The organism is Streptomyces sp. NPDC041122 (assembly GCF_055592445.1).
Genome location: NZ_JBVIYQ010000001.1, coordinates 689870 through 714757, shown reverse-complemented (window position 1 = coordinate 714757; position 24888 = coordinate 689870). Strand labels below are relative to the sequence as shown.

Genomic DNA, 24888 nt, shown 5'->3' with positions numbered 1-24888 from the left:
GAAAACGGAACTGCCCCCTCCCGGGCGGGAGGGGGCAGTCGGTGGGGCCGGGCGCGCGGGGCCCTACTTGAGCTTCTTCGCCTTCTCGATCGCGTCGGCCAGGTCCTCCAGGATCGGCGCACACTTGGCGTACGAGAAAATGGGCTCGGTGACGCGGGGGATGACCTGTCCGGCCTTGACCGCGGGCAGCTTCTTCCAGGTCGGCTTGGTCTTGTCGAGGTCGGCCGGCTGGAGGGCGGAGGTGCGGTTGTCCATCATGATGACGTCCGCGTCGTACTTGTCGACGTTCTCCCAGCTGAGGTTCTCGAACCAGCCGCCGGACTCCTTCTTCGCCGCCTCCGGCGGCTCGACCAGGTTCACGCCGAGTGCCTTGAAGTACTCCAGGTCGACGGAGAGGTTCGAGCCGGAGACGTAGAACAGGTCCTGGCTCGCGGAGCCGACGAGGACCCTGATGTCCTTGTGTGCCCTGGCGACCTTGCGCAGCCGCTCGGAGGCGTCCTCGAAGCGCTTCTTCGCCTGGGTGACCTTCTGCGACTTCACGTCCGCGCCGAGCGACTCGGCGAGCGCCTGGATGCGCTGCAGCGGGTGCGTGATCTGGCGGTCGTAGACGCTGATGCCGACGCTCGGGGCGAGCTTCAGGATCTTGTCCTTGCTCTCCTCGGGCACGTACCAGAGGGTGCCCTTGTCGTCGAACATCGTGGAGATCAGCACGTCGGGCGCGAGGCCCGCGTACTTCTCGATGTTGAACTGGCCCCAGGTGTTGCCGATCACCGTCAGCTTGCTGACGTCCATGTCCCCGGCCTGGACGTCGGGCTTGCCGTCCTTCGTCCTCGTCGGGCCGAAAACGCCCTTGACCTCGATGCCGTAGTCGAACAGGGCGGCGGCGACACCGGTGAACGCCACGATGTTCTTCGGCGTCGCGTCGCGCTTCGCGGTCGTGCCGCGGTCGTCCTTGAAGCTCCAGGGGCCGGTCTTGCCGCTGCCCCCGGTCGTGCCGGAGTCGTCCTTCTTCTCGGTGCCGCAGGCCGCCAGGGCGGCGGTGAGGCCGAGGGCGCCGCCGGCGGCGAGGATGCCGCGACGGGACGGCTGGGGGAAGCGGGCCTGGGGCATGGGGGTCTCTGCTTTCGTGACGTACGGCGGCGGGGGCCGCTGGCCGGAACTAGAGCTTAGGCTAACCTAAGCTAACTCCTGGTCCAGCGGCCCCCGGCGTCCCTCACGTCACTCCCGGCCGCGCGCGGGCCCGCCTCAGCCCGCGAAGCCCAGCTCCCTGGCGATCAGCATGCGCTGCACCTCGCTCGTGCCCTCGCCGATCTCCAGGATCTTGGAGTCCCGCCACATGCGCGCCACGGGGTACTCGTTCATGAAGCCGTATCCGCCGTGGATCTGCGTGGCCTCCCGGGCGTTGTCCACCGCGACCGTCGAGGAGTAGAGCTTGGCGATGGCCGCCTGCTTCTTGAAGGGCTCGCCCGCGACCAGGCGCGATGCCGCGTCGTGCCAGCCGACGCGGGCCATGTGCGCCCGGGTCTCCATGTCGGCGATCTTGAACTGGATCGCCTGGTTCGCGCCGATCGCCTTGCCGAAGGCGTGCCGCTCCTTGGCGTACTTCACCGACTCGTCCACGCAGCCCTGGGCGAGACCGGTGGCGAGCGCGGAGATCGCGACCCGGCCCTCGTCGAGGATGCGCAGGAACTGGGCGTACCCGCGGCCCTCCTCGCCCAGCAGGTTCGCGGCGGGGACCCGGACGTCGGCGAAGGACAGCTCACGGGTGTCCGAGGCGTTCCACCCCACCTTCGAGTAGGGCGCCGCCACCGTGAAGCCGGGCGTCCCGGACGGCACGATGATCGAGGAGATCAGCGGGCGGCCGTCCTCCTTGCGGCCGGTCACGGCGGTGACGGTGACCAGGCCCGTGATGTCCGTACCGGAGTTGGTGATGAAGCACTTGGAGCCGTTGATCACCCACTCGTCGCCGTCGCGCACCGCCGTCGTCCGGGTGCCGCCGGCGTCCGAGCCGCCGTCCGGCTCGGTCAGGCCGAACGCGCCGAGCATCTCGCCCGTGCACAGCTTCGGCAGCCAGGTGCGCTTCTGCTCCTCGGTGCCGAACAGGTGCAGCGGCATCGCGCCCAGCGAGACGCCCGCCTCCAGGGTGATCGCCACCGACGAGTCGACGCGGGCGAGCTCCTCCAGGGCGATGCCGAGGGCGAAGTAGTCGCCGCCCATCCCGCCGTACTCCTCGGGGAAGGGCAGGCCGAACAGGCCCATGCGGCCCATCTCGCGGACGATCTCGTAGGGGAACTCGTGGCGCTCGTAGAAGTCGCCGATCTTGGGGGCGACGACGTCATGGGCGAACGCCTCCACCGTGCGGCGCAGTTCCTCGTGCTCGGGGCTCAGGCGGTGGTCCATCGTGTCTTCACTGCTCCTGGTGGGAGGCGTCGCGCGACGCGGTCTGCTCGTCCTGCGAGCGGGCCGTGAGGGCGCGGACGGTGCGGGACGGGCTGGGTCGGCCCAACTGATCGGCCATCCAGGCGCTGGTGGCGCTGAGACGGACCAGGTCGACCCCGGTCTCGATGCCGAGGCCGTGCAGCATCCAGACGAGGTCTTCGGTGGCGAGGTTGCCGGTGGCGCTCTTCGCGTACGGGCAGCCGCCGAGGCCGCCCGCGGACGCGTCCACCGTGCTCACGCCGTGCTGCAGCGCGGCGAGGGTGTTGGTGAGCGCCTGGCCGTACGTGTCGTGGAAGTGCACGCCGATGCGCTCGGTCGGCACCTGCACGGCGTTGAGCGCGGCGAGCATCGCGGAGACGTGGCCCGGGGTGGCCACGCCGATGGTGTCGCCGAGGCTCAGCTCGTCGCATCCCATGTCGATCAGGGCGCGGCAGACGCGGACGACCTTGGAGATGGGCACCGCGCCCTCCCAGGGATCGCCGAAGCACATCGAGAGGTAGCCGCGCACGTGCGCGCCCTCCGCACGGGCGCGCGCGACCACCGGGGCGAACATGGCGAGCGCCTCGTCCACCGTGCGGTTGAGGTTGGCCCTGGCGAACGAGTCGGTGGCGCTGGCGAACACGGCGACGCGGCGCGCGCCGAGCGCGAGGGCGCGGTCCAGGCCGCGTTCGTTCGGCACGAGGACCGGCAGGCGGACGCCGTCGAGGTCGGCCAGGAGCGGGAACAGCTGCTCGGCGTCGGCCAGTTGGGGCACCCACTTGGGGTGCACGAAACTCGTCGCCTCGACCGTCGTCAGGCCCGCCTCGGCCAGGCGGTGGACGAACTCCGCCTTGATCTCGGTGGGGACGACCGCCTTCTCGTTCTGCAGGCCGTCGCGGGCGCCGACCTCGTGGATGCGGACGCGGGCGGGCAGGCCCCGGGTGGGCACGACCATGGGGAGCGGCGCCTCTGCCAGCTCCAGCGGCTCGTCCTGCGGTGTCGGGGTGGGGCTGGTCATTCCTGCTCCTCCTCGGGGGTGACGACGGCGAGGACCTGGTCCATGGCCACGGTCGTGCCCGGGGTGACGTCGAGCTCGGTGACGGTGCCGGCATGCGGGGCGGAGATGACGTGCTCCATCTTCATCGCCTCGACCACCAGCAGGCTCTGGCCGGCGGCCACCTGATCGCCGGGGGAGACCTTCACGACGGTGACGGTGCCGGGCATGGGGGCGGTCAGGGCGTCGGCCCCGGCGTGCGCGGCGCCGGTGAGGGAGGCCGCCACCGGGTCGTGGTCCTGGACGTGCCAGGCGTCGCCGCCGGCGCCGAGCCAGTCGCCCGCGCGGCGGAAGGTGTGCTGGGTGCCGTCGACCGTGACGCGCACGTGGTCGGCGGTGACGGTGTGGCCGGTGCCGCGCAGGCGGTGGGCGACGGGGTCGGCCCCCGCGGCCTTGAGCCAGTGCGTCACCGGCGCCGGTGTGCCGCCGAGCCGCCAGCCGCTGGGCACCGAGAAGGGGTTGGTCCAGCCCTCGCCGGTGGGCCGCAGCGCGTCGGCGCGGACCGCGGCCGCCGCCTCGTACACCTCCTCGGGCACGCCGTCCGGCACCAGGCCGTCCGCCTCGCGCTCCACCAGGCCGGTGTCCAACTCGCCGGCCACCACGGCCGGGTGGGCCAGGAGCCTGCGCAGGAAGCCGGCGTTCGTCGGCACGCCGAGCGTGACCGTGTCGGCGAGGGCCGCGCGCAGCTTGCGCAGCGCCGTCGCCCGGTCCGGGCCGTACGCGATGACCTTGGACAGCATCGGGTCGTAGAGGCTGCCGACCTCCGTGCCCACGCTCAGCCCGGAGTCGGTGCGCACGCCGTCGCCCCGCGGTTCGCGCAGCGCCAGGACGGTGCCGCCGGACGGCAGGAAGCCCCGGGAGGGATCCTCCGCGCAGACGCGCGCCTCCACCGCGTGCCCGGTGAGGGTGATGTCGTCCTGGGCGAACGGGAGCGGCTCGCCGGCGGCGACCCGCAGCTGCCACTCCACCAGGTCGAGCCCGGTGATCAGCTCGGTGACCGGATGCTCCACCTGGAGGCGGGTGTTCATCTCCATGAAGTAGTACGACGAGGGGTCGCTGCCCGGCACGATGAACTCCACTGTGCCCGCGCCCGCGTACCCGCAGGAGCGGGCCGCCTGGACCGCCGCCTCGCCCATCGCCGCGCGCGTGGCCTCGTCCAGGAAGACGCTGGGCGCCTCCTCGATGATCTTCTGGTGGCGGCGCTGCAGCGAGCACTCGCGCTCACCGAGGTGCACCACGTTCCCGTGGCCGTCGGCGAGGACCTGGATCTCGATGTGCCGGGGCCGGTCGACCCAGCGCTCCACGAGCAGCGTGTCGTCGCCGAAGGAGGCGCGCGCCTCGCGCCGGGCAGCCGCGATCTCGTCGGCGAGGAGCGCCTCGTCGCGCACCAGGCGCATGCCCTTGCCGCCGCCGCCCGCGCTCGGCTTGAGCAGCACCGGGGTGCCGATCTCGCGTGCCGCGTCGGCCAGTTGGGCGTCGGTCAGGCCGCTGCCCGAGGAGCCGGGGACGACCGGCACGCCGGCCGCCCGCACCGTCTCCTTGGCGCGGATCTTGTCGCCCATGAGGGAGATGGCGGAGGCGGGCGGGCCGATGAAGGTGAGCCCGGCGTCCGCGCACGCCTGCGCGAACTCGGCGTTCTCCGCGAGGAATCCGTAGCCCGGATGGACCGCCTGGGCGCCGGACTTCGCCGCGGCCTCCAGGAGGCGGTCCGCGCGCAGATAGCTCTCGGCGGCCGGCGCCGGACCGATGCGCACCGCCGTGTCGGCCTCGCGCACGTGCCGGGCGTCGGCGTCCGCGTCGCTGAAGACCGCGACGGAGCGGACGCCGAGCTCGCGCAGCGTACGGATGACGCGCACCGCGATCTCGCCGCGGTTGGCGACGAGCACCGTGTCGAACATGGTCCCTCTCCCCGGGGTGGTCCGTTCCTTGAAGTCGCTCATCGTCGGCCCCTCACATCCGGAAGACGCCGAAGCCGGGCTCGCCCAGCGGGGCGCCCGCGCACGCGGTCAGGGCGAGGCCGAGGACCTGCCGGGTGTCCAGGGGGTCGATGACGCCGTCGTCCCAGAGCCGGGCCGTGGCGTAGTAGGCGTTGCCCTGCTCCTCGTACTGCGCGCGGATCGGGGCCTTGAAGGTGTCCTCGTCCTCGGCGGACCACTCCTCGCCGCGCGCCTCCAGCTGGTCGCGCTTGACGGTGGCGAGAACGGAGGCGGCCTGCTCGCCGCCCATCACGGAGATCTTGGCGTTGGGCCACATCCACAGGAAGCGGGGGCTGTAGGCCCGGCCGCACATCGAGTAGTTGCCCGCGCCGTACGAGCCGCCGACGACGACCGTCAGCTTCGGCACGCGGGTGCAGGCCACGGCCGTCACCATCTTCGCGCCGTGCTTGGCGATACCGCCCGCCTCGTAGTCCCGCCCGACCATGAAGCCGGAGATGTTCTGCAGGAAGACCAGGGGGATGCCGCGCTGGTCGCACAGCTCGATGAAGTGCGCGCCCTTCTGGGCGGACTCGGAGAACAGGATGCCGTTGTTGGCGACGATGCCGACCGGGTGGCCGTGGATGTGGGCGAAGCCGGTGACCAGGGTCGTGCCGTACTCCGCCTTGAACTCCTGGAAGCGGGAGCCGTCCACCACGCGCGCGATGACCTCGCGGACGTCGTAGGGGGTGCGGGAGTCCGTCGGGACCGCGCCGTACAACCCCAGCGGGTCGACCTTCGGCTCCTCCACGGGCTGCACGGACCACGGCGCCTCGCGGCGCTCGGGGAGCGTCGCGACGATCGTGCGCACGATGCGCAGGGCGTGGGCGTCGTCCTCGGCGAGGTGGTCGGTGACCCCGGAGGTCCGCGAGTGGACCTCGCCGCCGCCCAGTTCCTCGGCCGTGACGACCTCGCCGGTCGCGGCCTTCACCAGGGGCGGGCCGCCGAGGAAGATCGTGCCCTGATTGCGGACGATCACCGCCTCGTCGCTCATCGCCGGTACGTACGCCCCGCCGGCCGTGCAGGAGCCGAGGACCGCGGCGATCTGCGGGATGCCGGCCCCGGACATCCGGGCCTGGTTGTAGAAGATCCGCCCGAAGTGCTCGCGGTCGGGGAAGACGTCGTCCTGCATCGGCAGGAAGGCGCCGCCCGAGTCGACCAGGTAGAGGCACGGGAGGTGGTTCTCCAGGGCCACCTCCTGCGCGCGCAGGTGCTTCTTCACGGTCATGGGGTAGTACGTGCCGCCCTTGACCGTGGCGTCGTTGGCGACGATCACGCACTCGCGGCCCGAGACCCGGCCGATGCCCGCGATGACGCCGGCCGCCGGGGCGTCCCCGCCGTACAGCCCGTCGGCCGCGAGGGGGGCCAGCTCCAGGAAGGGGGAGCCGGGGTCCAGGAGCGCGTCGACCCGGTCGCGGGGCAGCAGCTTGCCGCGCGCCACATGGCGGGCCCGCGCCCGCTCCCCGCCGCCGAGCCCGGCCGCCGCGAGCTTGGCCCGCAACTCCTCGGCGAGGGCGGTGTGCGCCGCCTCGTTCGCCCGCCACGCCTCGGACGCGGGGTCAGCCGCGCTCGCCAGCACTGGTGCCTGCCGCATCAGTCGAGCCCCCTTGCTCGGTTAATGACCGTTAACGGTTTCCCTTAGGTTAACGATCGCTAACCGGCCTGTCTAGAATCAATTCCATGGCCACGAGAACCGACGCCCCCACCCGTCGCGAGCAGATCCTCAAGGAAGCCGCCCGGCTCTTCGCCGAGCGCGGCTTCCACGGAGTCGGAGTGGACGAGATAGGGGCCGCCGTCGGCATCAGCGGCCCCGGTCTCTACCGCCACTTCGCGGGCAAGGACGCGATGCTCGCCGAGCTGCTCGTCGGCATCAGCGGGCAGCTCCTGACCGGCGGCAAGCGGTGCGCGGCGGACGTGGGCGGACCGCCCGGGCAGGTCCTGGACGCGCTCATCCAGGGGCACATCGACTTCGCGCTCGACGACCGCTCCCTGATCACCCTGCACGACCGCGAGCTGGACCGCCTGCGGGACAGCGACCGCAAGCTGGTCCGCCAGCTCCAGCGGCAGTACGTGGAGATCTGGGTCGACGTGGTGCGCAAGGTCTACCCCGACCTCGCCGAGAACGCGGCGCGGGTGGCCGTGCACGCCGTCTTCGGGCTGCTGAACTCCACCCCGCACCTGAGCCGGCGGGACGCCCTGCCGAGCCGGGCAGCCATGGCGGACCTCCTGCACCGCCTCGCGCGCGGGGCGTTCGCGGCGGCGGTCGGGTGACGGGGGCGACAGGAGGTTTCTCTGGACGGGTCCGGTGACCGGCGGGTAACGTTGCTCTGAGCAAGCGCTTAGTCGACGTCGTGTAGAGGGAGCTCCCGTGCGCCGTACCGTTTTCAATGAGGACCACGAGGCGTTCCGGGAGACCCTGCGCGCCTTCATCGAGGCCGAGGTCGTGCCGGTCCACGACGAGTGGTTCGCCGCGGGCCAGGTGCCGCGGGAGTTCTACTACAAGCTCGCCGAGCTGGGCCTCTTCGGCATCAACGTCCCCGAGGAGTTCGGCGGCGCCGGCCTGGACACCCACAAGTTCGAGGCCATCCAGTACGAGGAGACCGCCCGCGCGGGCGTCACCTTCGGCGGCTCCGGCGTGCACGTGCTGCTCGCCCTGCCGTACATCAAGTCGCTCGCCACCGACGAGCAGAAGAAGCGCTACCTGGAGAAGTTCGTCTCCGCCGAGGAGATGTGGGCGCTGGCGATGACCGAGCCGGGCACCGGCTCCGACCTCGCGGGCATGAAGACCACCGCCAAGCTCTCCGCGGACGGCAGCCACTACGTCCTCAACGGCTCCAAGACCTTCATCACCGGCGGCGTGCACGCCGACCGCGTGATCGTCTGCGCCCGCACCTCCGCGCCCACCGCCGAGGACCGCCGGTACGGCATCTCCCTCTTCGCCGTCGACACCAAGTCCGAGGGCTACTCCATCGGCCGCAAGCTCGACAAGCTCGGCCTGAAGACCTCCGACACCGCCGAGCTCGCCTTCGTCGACGTGAAGGTGCCCGTCGAGGACCTCCTCGGCGAGGAGAACAAGGGCTTCTACTACCTCGGCAGCAACCTCCCCTCCGAGCGCTGGGGCATCGCCTACGGCGCGTACGCGCAGGCCAAGGCCGCCGTCCGGTTCGCCAAGGAGTACGTGCAGGACCGCACGGTCTTCGGCAAGACGGTCGCCTCCTTCCAGAACACCAAGTTCGAACTGGCCGCCTGCCAGGCCGAGGTGGACGCCGCCGAGGCCGTCGCCGACCGCGCCCTGGAGGCGCTGGACGCCGGTGAGCTGACCGCCGCCGAGGCCGCCTCCGCGAAGCTGTTCAACACCGAGGTCGCGCACCGCGTCATCGACAAGTGCCTCCAGCTGCACGGCGGGTACGGCTTCATGAACGAGTACCCCATCGCCCGCCTGTACGCGGACAACCGCGTCAACCGCATCTACGGCGGCACCAGCGAGGTCATGAAGATGATCATCGCGAAGAACATGGGTCTGTAGGGATCATCCGGGAGAGGCAGGCCGGTAGAGACGCCCTGGAGAACTACGTTCATGAACCAGGCACTTGACGCCCTCCTCGATCTGCTCGACCTGGAGCAGATCGAGGAGGACATCTTCCGGGGCGTGAGCCGCTCGGCGCTCGTGCCCCGCGTCTTCGGCGGCCAGGTCGCCGCGCAGGCCCTCGTCGCCGCCGGACGCACGGTCCCCGACGACCGTTCCCCAAGCTCTCGGCTTCGCTCGAGCAGGGGAGGCCCCAATGCCCACTCCCTGCACGCGTACTTCCTGCGCCCCGGCGATCCGGGCGCGCCCATCGTGTACACGGTCGACCGGATCCGCGACGGCCGCTCCTTCACCACGCGCCGGGTCGTTGCCGTCCAGCACGGGCAGCCGATCTTCCACCTCTCCGCGTCCTTCCAGACGTACGAGGAGGGGCTCGATCACCAGGCGCGGATGCCGCCCGCGCAGGACCCGGAGACGCTGCCGACCGCCGCCGAGATGCTGCCGCGCCACCTGCCGCGCGAGGTCGCCGACCGGCTCCTGGAGACCCGCGCCGCCGTCGACCTGCGCTACGCCGACGCGCCGCCCTGGGGCACCGTCGGACAGCCGCGCGAACCGCGCTCCCAGGTGTGGTTCCGGACGGGCGGGAAGCTGGCGGACGACCCGTTGCTGCACGTCTGCCTCGCCACCTACGTCTCCGACATGACGCTGCTCGACTCCGTGCTGCTCGCCCACGGGCGCGGCGGCTGGGCCGTCGGCGACGTCGTCGGCGCCTCGCTCGACCACGCCATGTGGTTCCACCGGCCCTTCCGCGCGGACGAGTGGCTGCTGTACGACCAGGAGTCGCCGACCTCGTCCGGCGGGCGGGGCCTCGGCCAGGCGCGGATCTGGACGCAGGACGGCCGGCTCGCGGTCACCGTCATCCAGGAGGGGCTGATCCGGGTACCGAGGTGAGCCCCGGGGGTTCGCGTGGCCCGCTGATCGGACATACCGTCCGATACATGTGGGAGGAAGCGGAACAGCAGGAGAAGACGGAACAGCAGGCGAGCGGCGAGAGCACCTTCACGGTCGTCGTCGCGGCCGTCGCCAACCTCGGGATCGCGCTGGCCAAGGCCGTCGCCGGCGTCCTCAGCGGATCCAGCGCGATGCTCTCCGAAGCGGCGCACTCGGTGGCCGACACCGTCACCGAGCTGATGCTGCTCGTCTCCCTGAAGGCCGGCGACAAGCCCGCCGACGAGGAACACCCGCTCGGCTACGGGGGCGCCCGCTACATCTGGGCGCTGCTCGCCTCCGTCGCCACCTTCGTCGGCGGCGGCGTCTTCGCGCTCTACGACGGCGTCCACGCCCTCACCCACGGCGAGGATCCCGGCGACCCGCTCATCTCGTACATCGTGCTCGCCGTCGCCTTCCTCCTTGAGGGGTACTCGCTGCGCACCGGTCTCAAGCAGGCGCGCGGCGAGGCGGACCGCTTCGGGGTGCACATCAAGCGCTACCTCCGCCACACCCCCGACACCGCGGTCAAGGCCGTCGTCATGGAGGACTCGGCGGCGCTCGTGGGTCTGGTGCTCGCCGCGGCCGGACTGCTCGGCGGGCAGCTCACCGGGTCCGGCGCGTGGGACGGCGTCGCCTCGCTCTGCATCGGGGTCCTGCTCATCTACGTGGCGTGGGTGCTCGGCCACGCCAACTCCGAGCTCCTGATCGGGCGCCCGCTGCCCCTGGAGATGCGGGCCGCGGTCCGCGCCGAACTGCTCGCCGACCCGCACGTCGTCGACGTCCTGGAGCTGACCACGCTCCTCCAGGGGCCCAGGGAGGCGCTGGTCGCCGCGAAGGTCGACTTCCGGGACATGGCGTCGGCCGGGGACATCGAGCGGGCCTGCGACCGGATGGCGCGGCGCCTCCAGGAACGGTTCCCCGCGATCAGGCGGGTGTACCTGGACCCGACGCCGGGGCCCGGTCAGGAGCCGGACGTGAGCCCCGCCGCGTCCAGCAGGTAGGCCGTCATCGGGTCGTAGTGGCGCGGGCTCGTGACGTGGTCATCCAGCGGGACCGTCACCTGGAGGGTGCCCTCGGCCTCGCCGATGAACAGCGCCGGGTCGTTGCAGTCCGCGTACCCCACGGAGTCCAGGCCGCGCTGGCCCGCGCGGCCCGCCCAGCCGTGATCGGCGACGACGAGGTCGGGCCGCGGCCTGCCCTCGCGCTCCAGGCCGTCCAGGATCGCGTTCATCGGCTCGGGGGAGTGCGTGTGCCACAGGGTGGCGCCGCGCTCCAGCATCGCCACGTCGGCGAACTGGAAGACCATGCCCTCGTCGGCGGTGAGGCCCTCGGGGATCACCACGATCTCGCAGCCGGCCGCGCGCAGCGCCGCGGCGGTCGCGCGGTGCACGTCGAGCAGGCCGCCGGGGTGGCCGGTGGCGAACAGCACCCGCTCCTTGCCGGCGGCCGCCTTGCGCAGCCGCGCGGCCATCCGCTCCAGGGCGTCGACCGTCAGCTCCGGGTCGATGGTGTCCTGGCCGTACCGGTGCTGGGGGTCGTCGATGACGCCGCACCGCTCGGCCATCACCGCGAGGACGTCCTGCTCGTCCGTCCAGCGGTCGCCGAGCTCCAGACCGAGCCAGTAGTGGCGGTCGCCGTTCGAGAGCTTCCGGTAGTGGCTGAGGTTGTTCTCGCGGGGCGTGGCGACGTCACCCGCGATGCGGGTGCGGACGAGATGGTCGACCAGGGCGGGACGGGTGGGTATCGGCATGGGTCTCATTGTGCCGTCGCTCGGGCCGCGGGGCCTCGGCGTCCCACAGCTTGGCCCTGTGAGTTGCGTTGCCCCGTGCCGGGGGGGGCTGGGGGTGGGGGCGTTCAGGATCTGCCGCGGGTGGGTGGGGGTTGGTCGCGCAGTTCCCCGCGCCCCTAACGGGGCGCTCCCTGCCGGGCGCCCCCACCGGGCGCCCCTAGCGGCTCAGGGCGAACCAGAGTTCCATGCGGACGTCCGGGTCGTTCAGGTCGAGGTGCAGGAGGGACTCGCAGCGGGCGATGCGTTGGCGGACCGTGTTGCGGTGGACGGAGAGCGCCACCGCCGTGCGGTCCCAGCTGCCGTGCAGGGAGAGCCAGGTGCGCAGCGTCGGCGCCAGGGCCTCGCCCGCGGCCAGCGGGGCGAGCAGCACGCGCGCGTGCGCGTCGGCCTCCTCGGGGGCGACCAGGCCCGCGAACCCGTTCTCGCGGTGCCGCACCAGCGGGACGCGGGTGGCCTCCGCGCGGCGCAGGGCGCGCGCTGCCTGCGCGTCGGCGGAGGGGAGTTCGGCGGGCGGCGCGGGGGCGGAGACGCCGAGCGTCCAGCCGTCCGTGGCGCTCACCGCGCGGTCGGCGGGGACGAGGAGCCGTACCGCGTCCCCCGGCTCGCGCGGGTCCACCAGGCCCGTGCCCAGCGCCGCCGCGAGGGCGGCCGCGGCCGGCGGACCGTCCACCCCGCGCGCGTGCACCACGGTCCACAGGCCGCCGCCCAGGAGCGGCCCCGCCTGGGCCACGGGCGCCCCCAGCAGCAGCCGGACCAGCGCCGCCGATCGGGCCGCCTCGGAGACGCCCTGGTGCTCGCCGGTGAGGAGCGAGAGCAGGACGACCGCCGCCCCGGCGATGGTGTGGTCGCCCGGTTCGCGGCGGTCCGTGGCGACGCCCAGCGCGAAGCCCCGGCCGCCGCCCAGGGCGTAGGCCGCGAGGTGCGTGGAACCCGCCGTGTCGGCGGCGGACGCCGGGGCGGCGGGGGCGGCGCGCCGGACGACCACGGTCAGCTCCCGCAGCGCGTCCCGGACGCCGTCGCCCGGTTCGTGCCCGGCCCTCTGCAGCTCCGCCCCGTCCGGCCCGTACAGCGCCGCGATCCCGCCGAGCCGGGTCGCGAGCTGCCGCAGCACGGCCGGGACCGGGTCGGGGCGGGCCGCCGCCGTGGCGAGGCCCTGCTGCGCCTCCGTCACCCGGCGCAGCTCCGCGTGCCGTGCCTCGGCCATCAACCGCCACACGGCGCGGGCGACGCCGCTGAACGTGGTGCGCGGCGGGACCTCGACCAGCGGCAGGCCCAGCCGGTCGCAGGCCTCGACCAGGGCACGCGGCACCGTGTCGTGCAGCGGCGCGACGCCGAAGCCGAGGGCCGCGCCGCCCGCCGCGAGGATGCGGGCCACGTAGTCGTCCAGGTGGCCGTCCGCGCCCGCCGGGTCGGTGATGTGCACGCCCGCGGTGAGCAGCAGCTCGCCGCCGAGGAGGTACGGGTAGGGGTCCGGCATCTCCGAGGTGTGCACCCACTGCACGGCCGTGCCGGCGGCCCGCGCGTCGGGGCCCGCGAGCTGGCGCAGGCCCAGGTCCTCGCGGGCCAGCAGGGCGGCGAGCGGGACGGGCGGGGTCGGTGGGGCGGCCGGGTCGGTCATGGTGGACGTTCCATCCGTATCGGTCGGGCGGAATGGAGGAAACGTACACTTCAGCGTTGCTTTCCGGCCACCTAAGGTCGTGCCGACCACAGGCAGCGGGTACGGGCGGATGTCCCCGCGGCCGGTCGCTGGCTGGACCCCCCCACTCCATCTGCACGACACGCCACCGAGGTGCGCGAAGGAGGCCCCCCTTATGGCCGTCGACTACACAGTGATCGTCGTCTATCTCGCCGGGATGCTGGCCATGGGCTGGTGGGGCATGCGCCGCGCCAAGTCGAAGAGTGAGTTCCTGGTCGCGGGCCGCCGCCTCGGACCCTGGATGTACTCCGGGACGATGGCCGCCATCGTCCTCGGCGGCGCCTCCACCATCGGCGGCGTCGGCCTCGGCTACCAGTACGGGCTCTCCGGCGCCTGGATGGTCTTCACCATCGGCCTCGGACTCCTCGCCCTCAGCGTGTTCTTCTCGGCCCGCATCGCGCGCCTGAAGGTGTACACCGTCTCCGAGATGCTCGACCTGCGCTACGGCGGGCGCGCGGGCGTCATCTCCGGAGTGGTCATGTGGGCGTACACACTGATGCTCGCGGTCACCTCGACCATCGCCTACGCCACGATCTTCGACGTCCTCTTCGACCTGAACCGCACCGTGGCGATCGTCCTCGGCGGCGCCATCGTCGTCGCGTACTCGACGCTCGGCGGCATGTGGTCCATCACGCTCACCGACATGGTGCAGTTCGTCGTGAAGACCATCGGCGTGCTCCTGCTGCTCCTGCCCATCGCAGTCGTCAAGGCGGGCGGCTTCGGGGCGATGAAGGCGAAGCTGCCCACCTCCTACTTCGACCCGCTCGGCGTCGGCGGCGAGACGATCTTCACGTACGTGCTGATCTACACCTTCGGCATGCTCATCGGGCAGGACATCTGGCAGCGCGTGTTCACCGCGCGCAGCGACAAGGTGGCCCGCTACGGAGGCACCGTCGCCGGCACCTACTGCCTCGTCTACGCCATCGCGGGCGCCGTCATCGGCACCGCCGCCAAGGTCATGTACCCGAAGCTGCCGAGCGCCGACGCGGCCTTCGCCACCATCGTCAAGGACGAACTGCCCGTGGGCGTACGGGGGCTGGTCCTGGCCGCCGCGCTCGCCGCGGTCATGTCGACGTCCTCCGGGGCGCTCATCGCCTGCGCGACCGTCGCCAACAACGACATCTGGTCGCGGCTGCGCGGCGCGGTCGGCAGGCCGGCCGGCGAGGAGCACGACGAGGTCAAGGGCAACCGCGCCTTCATCCTCGTCATGGGCGTCGCCGTGATCGCCATCGCCATCGTGCTCAACGACGTCGTCGAGGCCCTGACCGTCGCCTACAACCTGCTCGTCGGCGGCCTGCTGGTGCCGATCCTCGGCGGGCTGCTGTGGCGGCGCGGCACCGCGGCCGGGGCGCTCGCCGCCGTCGTCGCCGGCGGACTCTCCGTCATCGGCCTCATGTGGGGGTACGGGATCCTCGCCAACGAGCCCGTCTACTACGGCTTGTTGATCTCGCTGGCCGTGTACGCCGCCGTCTCCCTCGCCACGAAGCCCACCGACGCCGCCGTGCTCGCCGCCTGGCGCGAGCGGCTGGCCGGGCGGGGCGCCGAGGAGCCGGAACCGGAGACCCCGGTGACCGTCTAGACCTCCGCGCGGCCCGCTGTCGGTGGGCCGCGCGACACTTGAACCGCAACACCCGTACCAACAGGAGGAAACCGACCATGAGCAGCGCCGAGACCCCGACGACCCCCCGCGGCCCCGTCGACTCCTCCCGCATCCCGAGGTACGCGGGCCCGGCGACGTACGCCCGCCTGCCCCGCCTCGACGAGGTCGGCGGCAAGGCGGACGTCGCGGTGGTCGGCGTGCCCTTCGACACCGGTGTCTCCTACCGCCCCGGCGCCCGCTTCGGCGGCAACGCCATCCGTGAGGCCTCCCGCCTGCTGCGCCCCTACAACCCGGCGCAGGACGCCTCGCCCTTCGCGCTCGCGCAGGTCGCCGACGCCGGCGACATCGCCGCCAACCCGTTCAACATCAACGAAGCGGTCGACACCATCGAGGCCGCCGCCGACGACCTCCTCGGATCCGGCGCCCGGATGATGACCCTCGGCGGCGACCACACCATCGCGCTGCCGCTGCTCAGGTCCGTCGCCAAGAAGCACGGCCCGGTCGCGCTGCTGCACTTCGACGCCCACCTGGACACCTGGGACACCTACTTCGGCGCCGAGTACACCCACGGCACGCCGTTCCGCCGCGCCGTCGAGGAGGGCATCCTCGACACCGAGGCGCTCTCCCACGTCGGCACCCGCGGCCCGCTGTACGGCAAGAAGGACCTCACCGACGACGAGAAGATGGGCTTCGGCATCGTCACCTCGGCGGACATCTACCGCCGCGGCGCCGACGAGGTCGCCGACCAGCTGCGCCAGCGCATCGGCGACCGCCCGCTGTACATCTCCATCGACATCGACTGCCTCGACCCGGCCCACGCGCCCGGCACCGGCACCCCCGAGGCCGGCGGCATGACCTCCCGCGAGCTCCTGGAGATCCTGCGCGGCCTCGCCTCCTGCAACCTGGTGTCGGCCGACGTCGTCGAGGTCGCGCCCGCCTACGACCACGCGGAGATCACGGCCGTCGCCGCCTCCCACACCGCGTACGAACTGACCACGATCATGTCCCGCCAGATCGCGGAGGCCCGCGGGACGGGGAGCGAGAAGTGACCCACGACCACGACGTGGTCCTCCGGCCCACCGCCGCGCAGACCGAGGCCGCCCTGAACCCGCCCCCGGGGCGCAACGGCGGCGACCTCGTCGTCGAGACCCTCCAGGGCCTCGGCGCCACGACGGTCTTCGGCCTGCCCGGCCAGCACGCCCTCGGCATGTTCGACGCGCTGCGGCGCTCCGCCCTCTCGTACGTGGGCTTCCGCGTCGAGAACAACACCGGTTTCGCGGCGGACGCGTACGGCAGGATCACCGGCGAGGTCGCCCCGCTGCTGCTCTCCACCGGGCCCGGCGCGCTGATGTCGCTCGCCGCGCTCCAGGAGGCGGCGGCCGGTTCCTCGCCGGTCCTCGCGATCGGCAGCCAGGTCCCGGTGGCCGGGCTCGGCGGCGGCCGCCACGGCTATCTGCACGAGCTCCGCGACCAGCAGGCGTCCTTCCGCGACGTGGTCAAGTCCGTGCACACCGTGCGTACGGCCTCGCAGATCCCCTCCGCCATCGCCGCGGCCTGGGAGTCGGCGCTCACCGCGCCGCACGGCCCGGTCTGGGTGGAGATCCCGCAGGACGTGCTGCTCGCGGAGACCACGCTGCCCGCCGTCACCGCGATGGACGCCACCCCCGAGGACGTCGTGCCGCGCCCCGAGCTGACCGCGGTCGCCGCCGACCTGCTGTCGCGCGCGGAGCGGCCCGCGATCATCGCGGGCGGCGGAGTCGTCCGGTCGGACGCCTCCGGCAAGCTGCGCGCGCTCGCCGAGCTGGTGAACGCGCCGGTGGTCACCACCTTCGGCGGCAAGGGCGCCTTCCCCTGGGAGCACCCGCTCTCGCTCCAGTCCTGGCTGGAGGACCGGCACACCACGGACTTCCTGGAGGACGCGGACGTCCTCCTGGTGGTCGGCTCCGGCCTCGGCGAGCTCTCCTCGAACTACCACACGTTCGCGCCCCGCGGCCGGGTGATCCAGATCGAGGCGGACGCCGGCAAGCTGGAGTCCAACCACCCCGGCATCGGCATCCACGCGGACGCCCGCATCGCCCTCTCCGCGCTCCTGGAGACGATCGACGCGCCCCGCGAGGACCCCTCGGTCCCCGAGCGGGTCGCGGGGGTGCTCGCCCGGGTCCGTGAGCGCATCGACGCGCAGGACCTCACCCTGGAGCGCCAGGTGCTCGCCGCGGTCCGCGAGGCCCTGCCGGACACATCGCCGTCCTTCTGGGACATGACGATCCTGGCGTACTGGGCGTGGTCGGCGTTCGACGCGCGGCGCCCCAACACCATGCACTCGGCGCAGGGCGCGGGCGGCCTCGGCTACGGCTTCCCCGCGGCGCTCGGCGCGGCGGCCGCCGACCCCTCGCACCCGGTCCTCGCGGTCTCCGGCGACGGCGGCGCGATGTACTCGATCGCGGAGCTGGCGACCGCCCGGCAGTACGGGCTGAACGTCACCTGGCTGATCGTCGACGACGGCGGCTACGGCATCCTGCGCGAGTACATGTCCGACGCCTTCGGCGAGGCCACGGCGACGGAGCTGGCCCGGCCGGACTTCGTGGCGCTCGCGGAGTCCTTCGGGGTGCCGGGGGTCAGGACGACCCCACAGACCCTGCGCGACGACCTCACGAAGGCGCTCGCGGAGCCGGGGCCCTCCGTGGTGGTGCTGCCCGCGCTCCTGAAGATGTTCGCTCCGACACATCTCGGCTGAACATCTGGCCAGATCGGGCGAGATTGTCGTACAAGTTCATACAACCCTTCACCGGTACCGGTGAGTCATGTGTGACGAGTGCGTCGGGGGGCGCGCTTGTACGGACCCCGAGGGTCGCGTACGGACCCAAGGGGATCGGAAGAAACCATGACTCACCCGGTAGCCGGGATGTCCCGGCGTGCCCGCATACTCTCGGCGGGCCTCGCCGCCGGAGTGCTCCTGCCGCTCGGCGCGGTCGCGACCGCGCCGCCCGCGCTCGCCGCCACCGCGCCGAAGCCCGCCTGCACCTCCGCACAGCCCGGCCTGGCCGCCAAGCTGAGCAAGGACATCGCCGCGGCGCTCAAGAACCGCAAGGGCACGGTCGCCGTCGGCCTGCACGACCGCACCACGAACACCACCTGCACCCTGCGCGCCACCACCGCCTTCGACTCGGCCAGCGTCGTCAAGGCGACCGTCCTCGCCACGCTCCTGTGGGACGCCCAGAAGAGCCGCCGGTCCCTCACGTCGCGCGAGAAGTCCCTCGCCACCGCCATGATCACCAAGTCGGACAACGCGGCCACCAGCACCCTGTGGCGCCAGCTCGGCGCGACCAAGGTGAAAGGTTTCCTCAGGGCGGCGAAGATGACCGGGACCGTCCCCGGCTCCGGCGGCTACTGGGGGCTCACCCGCATCAACGCCGCCGACGAGCAGAAGCTCCTCGCCCTGGTCACCGGCAGGAACACCGTCCTCACCGACGCCTCCCGCGGCTACCTCCTCACGCTCATGGGCAAGGTGATCCCGTCCCAGCGCTGGGGCACCCCCGCGGGCGCGCCCTCCGGCGTCTCCATCCACGTCAAGAACGGCTGGCTGCAGCGCTCCACGCACGGCTGGCGGGTGCACAGCATCGGGGCGTTCCAGGGCGGCGGCCACGACTACACGCTGTCCGTGCTCACGCACGGGAACAGCACGATGAACTATGGCGTCGCCACGATTCAGGGCGTGGCCAAGGCGGTCCACAAGGACCTCGCGCCCCGCGCGTCGGCGACGGGCCGGTACGCCCCGACCGTGGCGCCGCGGGAGGCGTTCGTGGCGGTGCCCGGCGCCTGAGCCGCCGATTTGTTGCGGCGGGATGAAATCCGCCCGTCACGACGTTGGTGCCTTCCGGCAGGGAAGACGACTGGGAGGCACCGCGTGACAGAGCAACGGGGCTGGGCGAAACGGCTCACCGGATATGCGTGGCGGTATCCGAAGGACGTCGTGCTGGCGCTCGGCTCCTCGCTCGGCGGCATGGCCGTGATGGCCCTCGTACCGCTGATCACCAAGGTGATCATCGACGACGTCATCGGCGACGACGGCCAGGGCGGCGGACGCTCCATGGGCCCCTGGGCCGGCGCGCTGATCGGCGCCGCCCTCATCGTCTACGTCCTGACCTACATACGCCGCTACTACGGCGGCCGCCTCGCCCTCGACGTACAGCACGACCTGCGCACCGAGATGTACGGCACGATCACCCGGCTCGACGGACGGCGCCAGGACGAGCTGTCCACCGGACAGGTCGTCGGCCGCGCCACCAGCGACCTCCAGCTCATCCAGGGCCTGCTCTTCATGCTGCCGATGACCATCGGCAACATCCTGCTCTTCGTGATCTCCCTGGGGATCATGGCGTGGCTCTCCCTGCCGCTCACCCTGGTCGCCCTCGCCGTCGCCCCCGCCCTGTGGGTCATCGCCCGCCGCTCCCGCTCCCGCCTGCACCCCGCCACCTGGTACGCGCAGGCCCAGGCCGCCGCCGTCGCCGGAGTCGTCGACGGCGCCGTCAGCGGCGTCCGCGTGGTGAAGGGCTTCGGGCAGGAGGAGCAGGAGACCGGCAAGCTCCGCGAGGTCGGACGCAAGCTGTTCGCCGGACGGCTGCGCACCATCCGCCTCAACTCCCGCTACACCCCCGCCCTCCAGGCCGTCCCCATGCTCGGCCAGGTCGCCATGCTCGCCCTCGGCGGCTGGCTCGCGGTGCGCGGGGAGATCACCCTCGGCACGTTCGTCGCCTTCTCCACCTACCTCGCCCAGCTCGTCGGCCCGGTCCGGATGCTCGCCATGGTCCTCACCGTGGGCCAGCAGGCCCGCGCCGGCGTCGAGCGCGTGCTCGAACTCATCGACACCGAGCCGAGCATGACGGACGGCACCAAGGAGCTGCCCGCCGACGCCCCGGCCACCGTCGAGTTCGACGACGTGAGCTTCGCGTACGAGGACGACCGCCCGGTCCTCGACGGCCTCTCCTTCGAGATACGCCCCGGTGAGACCCTCGCCGTCGTCGGCTCCTCCGGCAGCGGCAAGTCCACCGTCTCGCTGCTCCTGCCGCGCTTCTACGACGTCACCCACGGCGCCGTCCTCATCGGCGGCCACGACGTGCGCGAGCTGACCCTCGACTCCCTGCGCTCCGCCATCGGCCTCGTCCCCGAGGACTCCTTCCTCTTCTCCGACACCGTCGGCGCCAACATCGCCTACGGCTTCCCCGAGGCCACCCGCGAGCAGATCGAGACGGCCGCGCGCGCCGCCCAGGCCCACGGCTTCATCTCCGAGCTGCCCGAGGGGTACGACACCACCGTCGGCGAGCAGGGCCTCACCCTCTCCGGCGGCCAGCGCCAGCGCATCGCGCTCGCCCGCGCCATCCTCACCGACCCCCGCCTCCTCGTCCTCGACGACGCCACCTCCGCGGTGGACGCGCGCGTGGAGCACGAGATCCACGAGGCCCTCAAGCAGGTCATGGCCGGCCGCACCACGCTCCTCATCGCCCACCGCCGCTCCACCCTCGGCCTCGCCGACCGCATCGCCGTCCTGGACGACGGCCGCCTCGCCGACCTCGGCACCCACGAGGAGCTGGCGGAGCGCTCCGCCCTCTACCGGCGGCTGCTCACCGACCCCGACGAGCTCGGCGGCGTCTCGCCGGGACACGCCCTCCCCGCCGACCTGCCCGAGGACACCTCCGTCCGCGCGGAGCTCGACGCCGAGTTCGACGCCGAGCGCGGCATCACGCCCGCCCTGTGGACCGGCGACCGCGAGGCCGGCGGCGGCAAGGACCCGGCGCTCTCCGGGATGCCCTCGACCCCCGAGCTCCTCGCCCAGGTCGAGGCGCTGCCCCCGGCCACCGACACCCCCGGCATCGACGAGGCGCGCGCCGTCACCCCCGAGAAGTCGTACGGGCTGCGCAGGCTGCTCGCCGGCTTCGGGGTGCCGCTGCTGTTCAGCCTGCTGCTCGTCGCCGTCGACGCCGGCATGGGGCTGCTGCTCCCCGTCCTGATCCGGCACGGCATCGACGAGGGCGTCAACCAGCTCGCCCTCGGCGCCGTCTGGGCCGCCTCCGGGCTCGCGCTCGCCGCCGTCGTCGTGCAGTGGGCGGCGCAGACCGGCGAGACGCGGATGACCGGACGCACCGGCGAGCGGGTCCTCTACTCGCTGCGGCTCAAGATCTTCTCGCAGCTCCAGCGGCTCGGCCTCGACTACTACGAGCGGGAGCTGACCGGGCGGATCATGACCCGGATGACGACCGACGTCGACGCGCTCTCCACCTTCCTGCAGACCGGCCTCGTCACCGCGTTCGTCTCCGTCGTCACGTTCTTCGGGATCATGGTCGCCCTGCTCGTCATCGACGTGCAGCTCGCCCTCGTCGTCTTCGCGACGCTGCCGCTCCTCGTCGTCGGCACGTACTTCTTCCGCAAGTCCAGCGTGAAGGCGTACGAACTGGCGCGTGAGCGGGTCTCCGCGGTCAACGCCGACCTCCAGGAGTCCGTCGCCGGGCTGCGCATCGTGCAGGCCTTCCGGCGCGAGCACACGGGCGCCGAGCGGTTCGCGGCGAGCAGCGACAGCTACCGCCAGGCCCGCATCCGCGGCCAGTGGCTGATCTCCGTGTACTTCCCGTTCGTGCAGTTCCTGTCGTCCGTCGCCGTCGTCGCCGTGCTGGTCGTCGGCGCGGGCCGGGTCGAGGCGGGCACCCTGACGACCGGCGCGCTCGTCGCCTACCTCCTCTACATCGACCTGTTCTTCGCCCCCGTCCAGCAGCTCTCCCAGGTCTTCGACGGCTACCAGCAGGCCACCGTCTCCCTCGGCCGCATCCAGGAGCTGCTCCAGGAGCCGACGTCGACGCGGGCCGCGGACGAGCCGGCCGAGGTCCTCTCGCTGCGCGGCGAGATCGCCTTCGAGGACGTGGACTTCGCCTACGCGGCCACCGGCGAGGGCGACCCCGAGGAGGCGCTCAGCGACGTCCGCCTGCGGATCCCCGCGGGCCAGACCGTCGCCTTCGTCGGCGAGACCGGCGCGGGCAAGTCGACGCTGGTGAAGCTCGTCGCCCGCTTCTACGACCCGACCGGCGGCCGGGTCACCGTCGACGGCGCCGATCTGCGCACCCTCGACCTCACCTCGTACCGCCACCGCCTCGGCGTGGTGCCGCAGGAGGCGTACCTCTTCGCCGGCACGGTCCGCGACGCGATCGCCTACGGGCGGCCCGACGCCACCGACGCCCAGGTGGAGGCCGCCGCCCGCGCGGTCGGCGCGCACGACATGATCGCCACCCTGGACGGCGGCTACCTCCACGAGGTGAGCGAGCGGGGCCGCAACCTCTCCGCCGGACAGCGCCAGCTGATCGCGCTGGCCCGCGCCGAGCTGGTCGACCCCGACATCCTGCTCCTCGACGAGGCGACGGCCGCGCTCGACCTCGCCACGGAGGCGCAGGTCAACCACGCCACCGACCGCATCGCGGGCCGGCGCACCACGCTGGTCGTCGCCCACCGCCTGACCACGGCCGCCCGCGCGGACCGCGTCGTGGTGATGGACCACGGCCGGGTCGCGGAGGACGGCACGCACGAGGAGCTCCTCGCGCTGGACGGGCGCTACGCGCGGCTGTGGCGGACGTTCGTGGGGGAGCCGGCGGAGCCCGTGGAGTCCATGGACGCCGTCTGAGGGCCGGGCGGGAAGGCGGCCGATGACCTGCGGGGCAGCGGCCGGGGTCCTCGGGGGCAGGGGTCGGAAAGGGCGGGGGACCCCGCAACCGCACGGGCCACGGCCTGCGTCCGTACATCAGTACGTGGACGCCCGTACGCCAGTACGTGAGAAGTCAGTACGGTGCCTCCGTACGTAAGGACGTCCATGCGTGAAGGGTGAGGCAGGCGTGGTGGGAGGGACAACTGTGAGCAGTGGTCGCGGCGAAGGCCGCATACGGCGGTGGCCGGCGCTCGCCACCGCCGTGCTCGCCGCCGCCGTCCTGCTCGCCCTCGCGGGCCCCGGCACCGCCTCGGCGGAGGCCGCCACCGGCGGCTGCGCCGGCCGCAAGGTGCGCTCGCTCTCCTTCGCCACCGGCCGCGTCGACGTCTTCAAGAGCCGCGGTTACGTGTGCGCCACGGCCGTCGCCAAGCACACCGGCGCCCGCAAGACCATGTCCGTCAGCGTCAAGGCGCGCGGCGGCAGGCCCGAGCGCGACAAGGGCCGCTACACCCACCACGCGGGCCCGGTGACGGTGCACGCCGGCCACCGCTGTGTATGGGTGAAGGGCCGGATCGGCAAGCGCGGGGTCAGTTCGGGCTGGATTCTCTGCTGACGTCCGACAACTCCCCCTGGTGCGGATTCAGTTGCTCCGTTAGGTTCCGGGCATTGCTGTGTCGACAGGGGAGGGTGTATGCGCAAGGCGCTCAGATGGCTGCTGTCGCTCGTGGTGCTGATAGGCACGGTGGGCGTGGCCGGAGCGACGGCCGGGACGGCGGCCACCGCCGCGGAACCGGGCGGGACCACAGGGGCGGGCGCCAGGAGCGCGGCCGCCACCGACATCAAGGACAGGCTGCTCGCCATACCCGGCATGAGCCTGATCGAGGAGAAGCCGTATCCCGGCTACCGCTTCTTCGTCCTCAACTACACCCAGCCGGTGGACCACCGGCACCCCTCCAAGGGCACCTTCAAGCAGCGCCTGACGGTCCTGCACAAGGACACCGCCCGCCCGACGGTCTTCTCCACCGGCGGCTACAGCGTCTCCACGCGCCCCGGCCGCAGTGAGCCGACACAGATCGTCGACGGCAACCAGGTCTCCATGGAGTACCGCTTCTTCACGCCCTCACGTCCCGATCCTGCCGACTGGACCAAGCTCGACATCTGGCAGGCCGCGAGCGACCAGCACCGCATCTACCGGGCGCTCAAGCCGATCTACGGCAAGAAGTGGCTGGCCACCGGCGCGTCCAAGGGCGGCATGACCGCGACGTACTACGAGCGGTTCTACCCGCGCGACATGGCGGGCGTCGTCTCCTACGTGGCCCCCAACGACGTCGTCGACAAGGAGGACTCGGCGTACGACACGTTCCTCGCGGGCGTCGGCCCCAAGGAGTGCCGGGCCAGGATCCAGGCGGTGCAGCGCGAGGCGCTGGTGCGCAGGGAACCGCTGAAGGCGAAGCTGGCGGCCCTCGCCGAGGCGGAGGGCTACACCTTCGAGACCGTCGGCACGCTGGACAAGGCGTACGAGGCCGTCGTCATGGACCTGGTGTGGGGCTTCTGGCAGTACCAGCCGGCCGCCACCGCCTGCGGCGAGATCCCGGACCCGGCGACCGTGACCGACCAGGCGCTCTTCGACTACGTCGACGCGGTGGGCGGCTGGTCCTCCTACGCCGACCAGGGCCTGGCCGCCTACACGCCGTACTACTACCAGGCGGGCACGCAGCTCGGCGCGCCCACCATCAAGCAGCCCTGGCTCGGCGACCTGAGCCGCTACGGCTACCAGCCGCCGCGGAACTTCGTGCCGCGCGACATCCCGATGAGGTTCGACAAGCGGGCGATGCCGGACGTGGACCGCTGGGTGCGGCACAACGCGCATCAGATGATGTACGTGTATGGCGAGTTCGACCCGTGGGGCGCCGAGCAGTTCCGCCCCGCGCGCGGCGCCAAGCACGACAGCCACGTCTTCACCGCGCCCGGCGCCAACCACGGCGCGAACGTCGCCCAGCTCGTCCCGGACCAGAAGGCCAAGGCGACGCAGCGCATCCAGGCGTGGGCCGGGGTCGCCCCGTCGGCGTCGTCGTCGAAGGCGGGCAAGCCGCTGGCTCCGTACGACACGAAGCTCGACAAGCGGGACGTGCGCAAGGAGTCGGCGCTGCGGCCGTGAGGC

18 protein-coding genes are annotated in these 24888 nt (G+C 72.4%); 11 read left to right on the top strand and 7 right to left on the bottom strand.

Translation table 11 applies throughout. The annotated features are described in order from the left end of the window. Positions 1–63: 63 nt before the first annotated feature. From ACZ6B8_RS03015 to ACZ6B8_RS02995, 5 genes are all read right to left on the bottom strand, one after another. On the bottom strand, positions 64–1110 hold the full coding sequence (locus ACZ6B8_RS03015; RefSeq protein ID WP_471606095.1) for an ABC transporter substrate-binding protein: 1047 nt from the start codon (positions 1108–1110) through the stop codon (positions 64–66). Between the two features lie 135 nt (positions 1111–1245). Then, positions 1246–2400 carry an acyl-CoA dehydrogenase family protein gene (locus tag ACZ6B8_RS03010; RefSeq protein ID WP_471073655.1) on the bottom strand — a complete coding sequence of 385 codons (1155 nt, stop codon included), beginning with the start codon at positions 2398–2400 and terminating at the stop codon, positions 1246–1248. A gap of 7 nt (positions 2401–2407) precedes the next feature. Further along, the gene (locus ACZ6B8_RS03005; RefSeq protein WP_471606094.1) at positions 2408–3436 is read right to left on the bottom strand and encodes a hydroxymethylglutaryl-CoA lyase; all 1029 of its coding nucleotides are present in this window, start codon (positions 3434–3436) and stop codon (positions 2408–2410) included. Further along, the gene (locus ACZ6B8_RS03000; protein WP_471606450.1) at positions 3433–5370 is read right to left on the bottom strand and encodes an acetyl/propionyl/methylcrotonyl-CoA carboxylase subunit alpha; all 1938 of its coding nucleotides are present in this window, start codon (positions 5368–5370) and stop codon (positions 3433–3435) included. The genes ACZ6B8_RS03005 and ACZ6B8_RS03000 overlap by 4 nt, the downstream gene beginning before the upstream one ends. 52 nt (positions 5371–5422) lie before the next feature. Further along, a complete protein-coding gene (locus ACZ6B8_RS02995; protein WP_362368951.1) occupies positions 5423–7039 on the bottom strand; it encodes a carboxyl transferase domain-containing protein in 1617 nt (538 codons plus the stop codon). Between the two features lie 86 nt (positions 7040–7125). Here ACZ6B8_RS02995 and ACZ6B8_RS02990 point away from each other — a divergent pair, with 86 nt between their 5' ends. From ACZ6B8_RS02990 to ACZ6B8_RS02975, 4 genes are all read left to right on the top strand, one after another. Then, positions 7126–7716: an SACE_7040 family transcriptional regulator gene (locus ACZ6B8_RS02990; RefSeq protein WP_355819851.1), complete on the top strand. Its 591-nt coding sequence runs from the start codon at positions 7126–7128 to the stop codon at positions 7714–7716. 97 nt (positions 7717–7813) lie between these two features. After that, positions 7814–8971 (top strand): acyl-CoA dehydrogenase family protein, encoded by a 1158-nt coding sequence (locus tag ACZ6B8_RS02985; protein ID WP_471073663.1) that lies wholly within the window; start codon positions 7814–7816, stop codon positions 8969–8971. Between the two features lie 51 nt (positions 8972–9022). Next, positions 9023–9922 (top strand): acyl-CoA thioesterase, encoded by a 900-nt coding sequence (locus ACZ6B8_RS02980; protein ID WP_471606093.1) that lies wholly within the window; start codon positions 9023–9025, stop codon positions 9920–9922. A 47-nt stretch (positions 9923–9969) separates the two neighbouring features. Further along, on the top strand, positions 9970–10962 hold the full coding sequence (locus tag ACZ6B8_RS02975) for a cation diffusion facilitator family transporter (protein WP_471606092.1): 993 nt from the start codon (positions 9970–9972) through the stop codon (positions 10960–10962). Here the strand turns inward: ACZ6B8_RS02975 and ACZ6B8_RS02970 are convergent. Together ACZ6B8_RS02970 and ACZ6B8_RS02965 are read right to left on the bottom strand one after the other, a co-directional pair. Further along, positions 10923–11711: a phosphatase gene (locus ACZ6B8_RS02970; protein ID WP_471073672.1), complete on the bottom strand. Its 789-nt coding sequence runs from the start codon at positions 11709–11711 to the stop codon at positions 10923–10925. The genes ACZ6B8_RS02975 and ACZ6B8_RS02970 overlap by 40 nt on opposite strands. 196 nt (positions 11712–11907) lie before the next feature. Beyond that, positions 11908–13368: a PucR family transcriptional regulator gene (locus ACZ6B8_RS02965; protein ID WP_471606091.1), complete on the bottom strand. Its 1461-nt coding sequence runs from the start codon at positions 13366–13368 to the stop codon at positions 11908–11910. A 193-nt stretch (positions 13369–13561) separates the two neighbouring features. Between ACZ6B8_RS02965 and ACZ6B8_RS02960 the strand changes: the two genes are divergently transcribed. The 7 genes from ACZ6B8_RS02960 to ACZ6B8_RS02930 all read left to right on the top strand — a co-directional run bounded on the left by ACZ6B8_RS02960 (position 13562) and on the right by ACZ6B8_RS02930 (position 24885). Further along, positions 13562–15025 (top strand): sodium:solute symporter family protein, encoded by a 1464-nt coding sequence (locus tag ACZ6B8_RS02960; RefSeq protein WP_471606090.1) that lies wholly within the window; start codon positions 13562–13564, stop codon positions 15023–15025. 77 nt (positions 15026–15102) lie between these two features. Further along, positions 15103–16095: an agmatinase gene (gene speB, locus ACZ6B8_RS02955; RefSeq protein WP_471073681.1), complete on the top strand. Its 993-nt coding sequence runs from the start codon at positions 15103–15105 to the stop codon at positions 16093–16095. Beyond that, the gene (locus ACZ6B8_RS02950; RefSeq protein ID WP_471606089.1) at positions 16092–17780 is read left to right on the top strand and encodes a thiamine pyrophosphate-binding protein; all 1689 of its coding nucleotides are present in this window, start codon (positions 16092–16094) and stop codon (positions 17778–17780) included. The genes speB and ACZ6B8_RS02950 overlap by 4 nt, the downstream gene beginning before the upstream one ends. A gap of 147 nt (positions 17781–17927) precedes the next feature. Further along, positions 17928–18866 (top strand): serine hydrolase, encoded by a 939-nt coding sequence (locus tag ACZ6B8_RS02945; protein WP_471073687.1) that lies wholly within the window; start codon positions 17928–17930, stop codon positions 18864–18866. Between the two features lie 84 nt (positions 18867–18950). Further along, entirely contained in the window at positions 18951–22706 is a 3756-nt protein-coding gene (locus ACZ6B8_RS02940; protein ID WP_471073690.1) for an ABC transporter ATP-binding protein, read from the top strand. A gap of 226 nt (positions 22707–22932) precedes the next feature. After that, entirely contained in the window at positions 22933–23340 is a 408-nt protein-coding gene (locus ACZ6B8_RS02935; RefSeq protein WP_471606088.1) for a hypothetical protein, read from the top strand. Positions 23341–23418: 78 nt separating this feature from the next. Next, positions 23419–24885 carry an aminopeptidase gene (locus ACZ6B8_RS02930; protein WP_471606087.1) on the top strand — a complete coding sequence of 489 codons (1467 nt, stop codon included), beginning with the start codon at positions 23419–23421 and terminating at the stop codon, positions 24883–24885. The last annotated feature ends 3 nt before the right edge of the window (positions 24886–24888 follow it).

Excerpts from the sequence above, each read along its gene's own strand:
- ACZ6B8_RS03015 (WP_471606095.1), bottom strand. The coding sequence starts at position 1,110 with ATGCCCCAGGCCCGCTTCCCCCAGCCGTCCCGTCGCGGCATCCTCGCC.
- ACZ6B8_RS03010 (WP_471073655.1), bottom strand. The coding sequence starts at position 2,400 with ATGGACCACCGCCTGAGCCCCGAGCACGAGGAACTGCGCCGCACGGTG.
- ACZ6B8_RS03005 (WP_471606094.1), bottom strand. The coding sequence starts at position 3,436 with ATGACCAGCCCCACCCCGACACCGCAGGACGAGCCGCTGGAGCTGGCA.
- ACZ6B8_RS03000 (WP_471606450.1), bottom strand. The coding sequence starts at position 5,370 with ATGTTCGACACGGTGCTCGTCGCCAACCGCGGCGAGATCGCGGTGCGC.
- ACZ6B8_RS02995 (WP_362368951.1), bottom strand. The coding sequence starts at position 7,039 with ATGCGGCAGGCACCAGTGCTGGCGAGCGCGGCTGACCCCGCGTCCGAG.
- ACZ6B8_RS02990 (WP_355819851.1), top strand. The coding sequence starts at position 7,126 with ATGGCCACGAGAACCGACGCCCCCACCCGTCGCGAGCAGATCCTCAAG.
- ACZ6B8_RS02980 (WP_471606093.1), top strand. The coding sequence starts at position 9,023 with ATGAACCAGGCACTTGACGCCCTCCTCGATCTGCTCGACCTGGAGCAG.
- ACZ6B8_RS02975 (WP_471606092.1), top strand. The coding sequence starts at position 9,970 with ATGTGGGAGGAAGCGGAACAGCAGGAGAAGACGGAACAGCAGGCGAGC.
- ACZ6B8_RS02970 (WP_471073672.1), bottom strand. The coding sequence starts at position 11,711 with ATGCCGATACCCACCCGTCCCGCCCTGGTCGACCATCTCGTCCGCACC.
- ACZ6B8_RS02965 (WP_471606091.1), bottom strand. The coding sequence starts at position 13,368 with ATGACCGACCCGGCCGCCCCACCGACCCCGCCCGTCCCGCTCGCCGCC.
- ACZ6B8_RS02960 (WP_471606090.1), top strand. The coding sequence starts at position 13,562 with ATGGCCGTCGACTACACAGTGATCGTCGTCTATCTCGCCGGGATGCTG.
- speB (WP_471073681.1), top strand. The coding sequence starts at position 15,103 with ATGAGCAGCGCCGAGACCCCGACGACCCCCCGCGGCCCCGTCGACTCC.
- ACZ6B8_RS02945 (WP_471073687.1), top strand. The coding sequence starts at position 17,928 with ATGACTCACCCGGTAGCCGGGATGTCCCGGCGTGCCCGCATACTCTCG.
- ACZ6B8_RS02930 (WP_471606087.1), top strand. The coding sequence starts at position 23,419 with ATGCGCAAGGCGCTCAGATGGCTGCTGTCGCTCGTGGTGCTGATAGGC.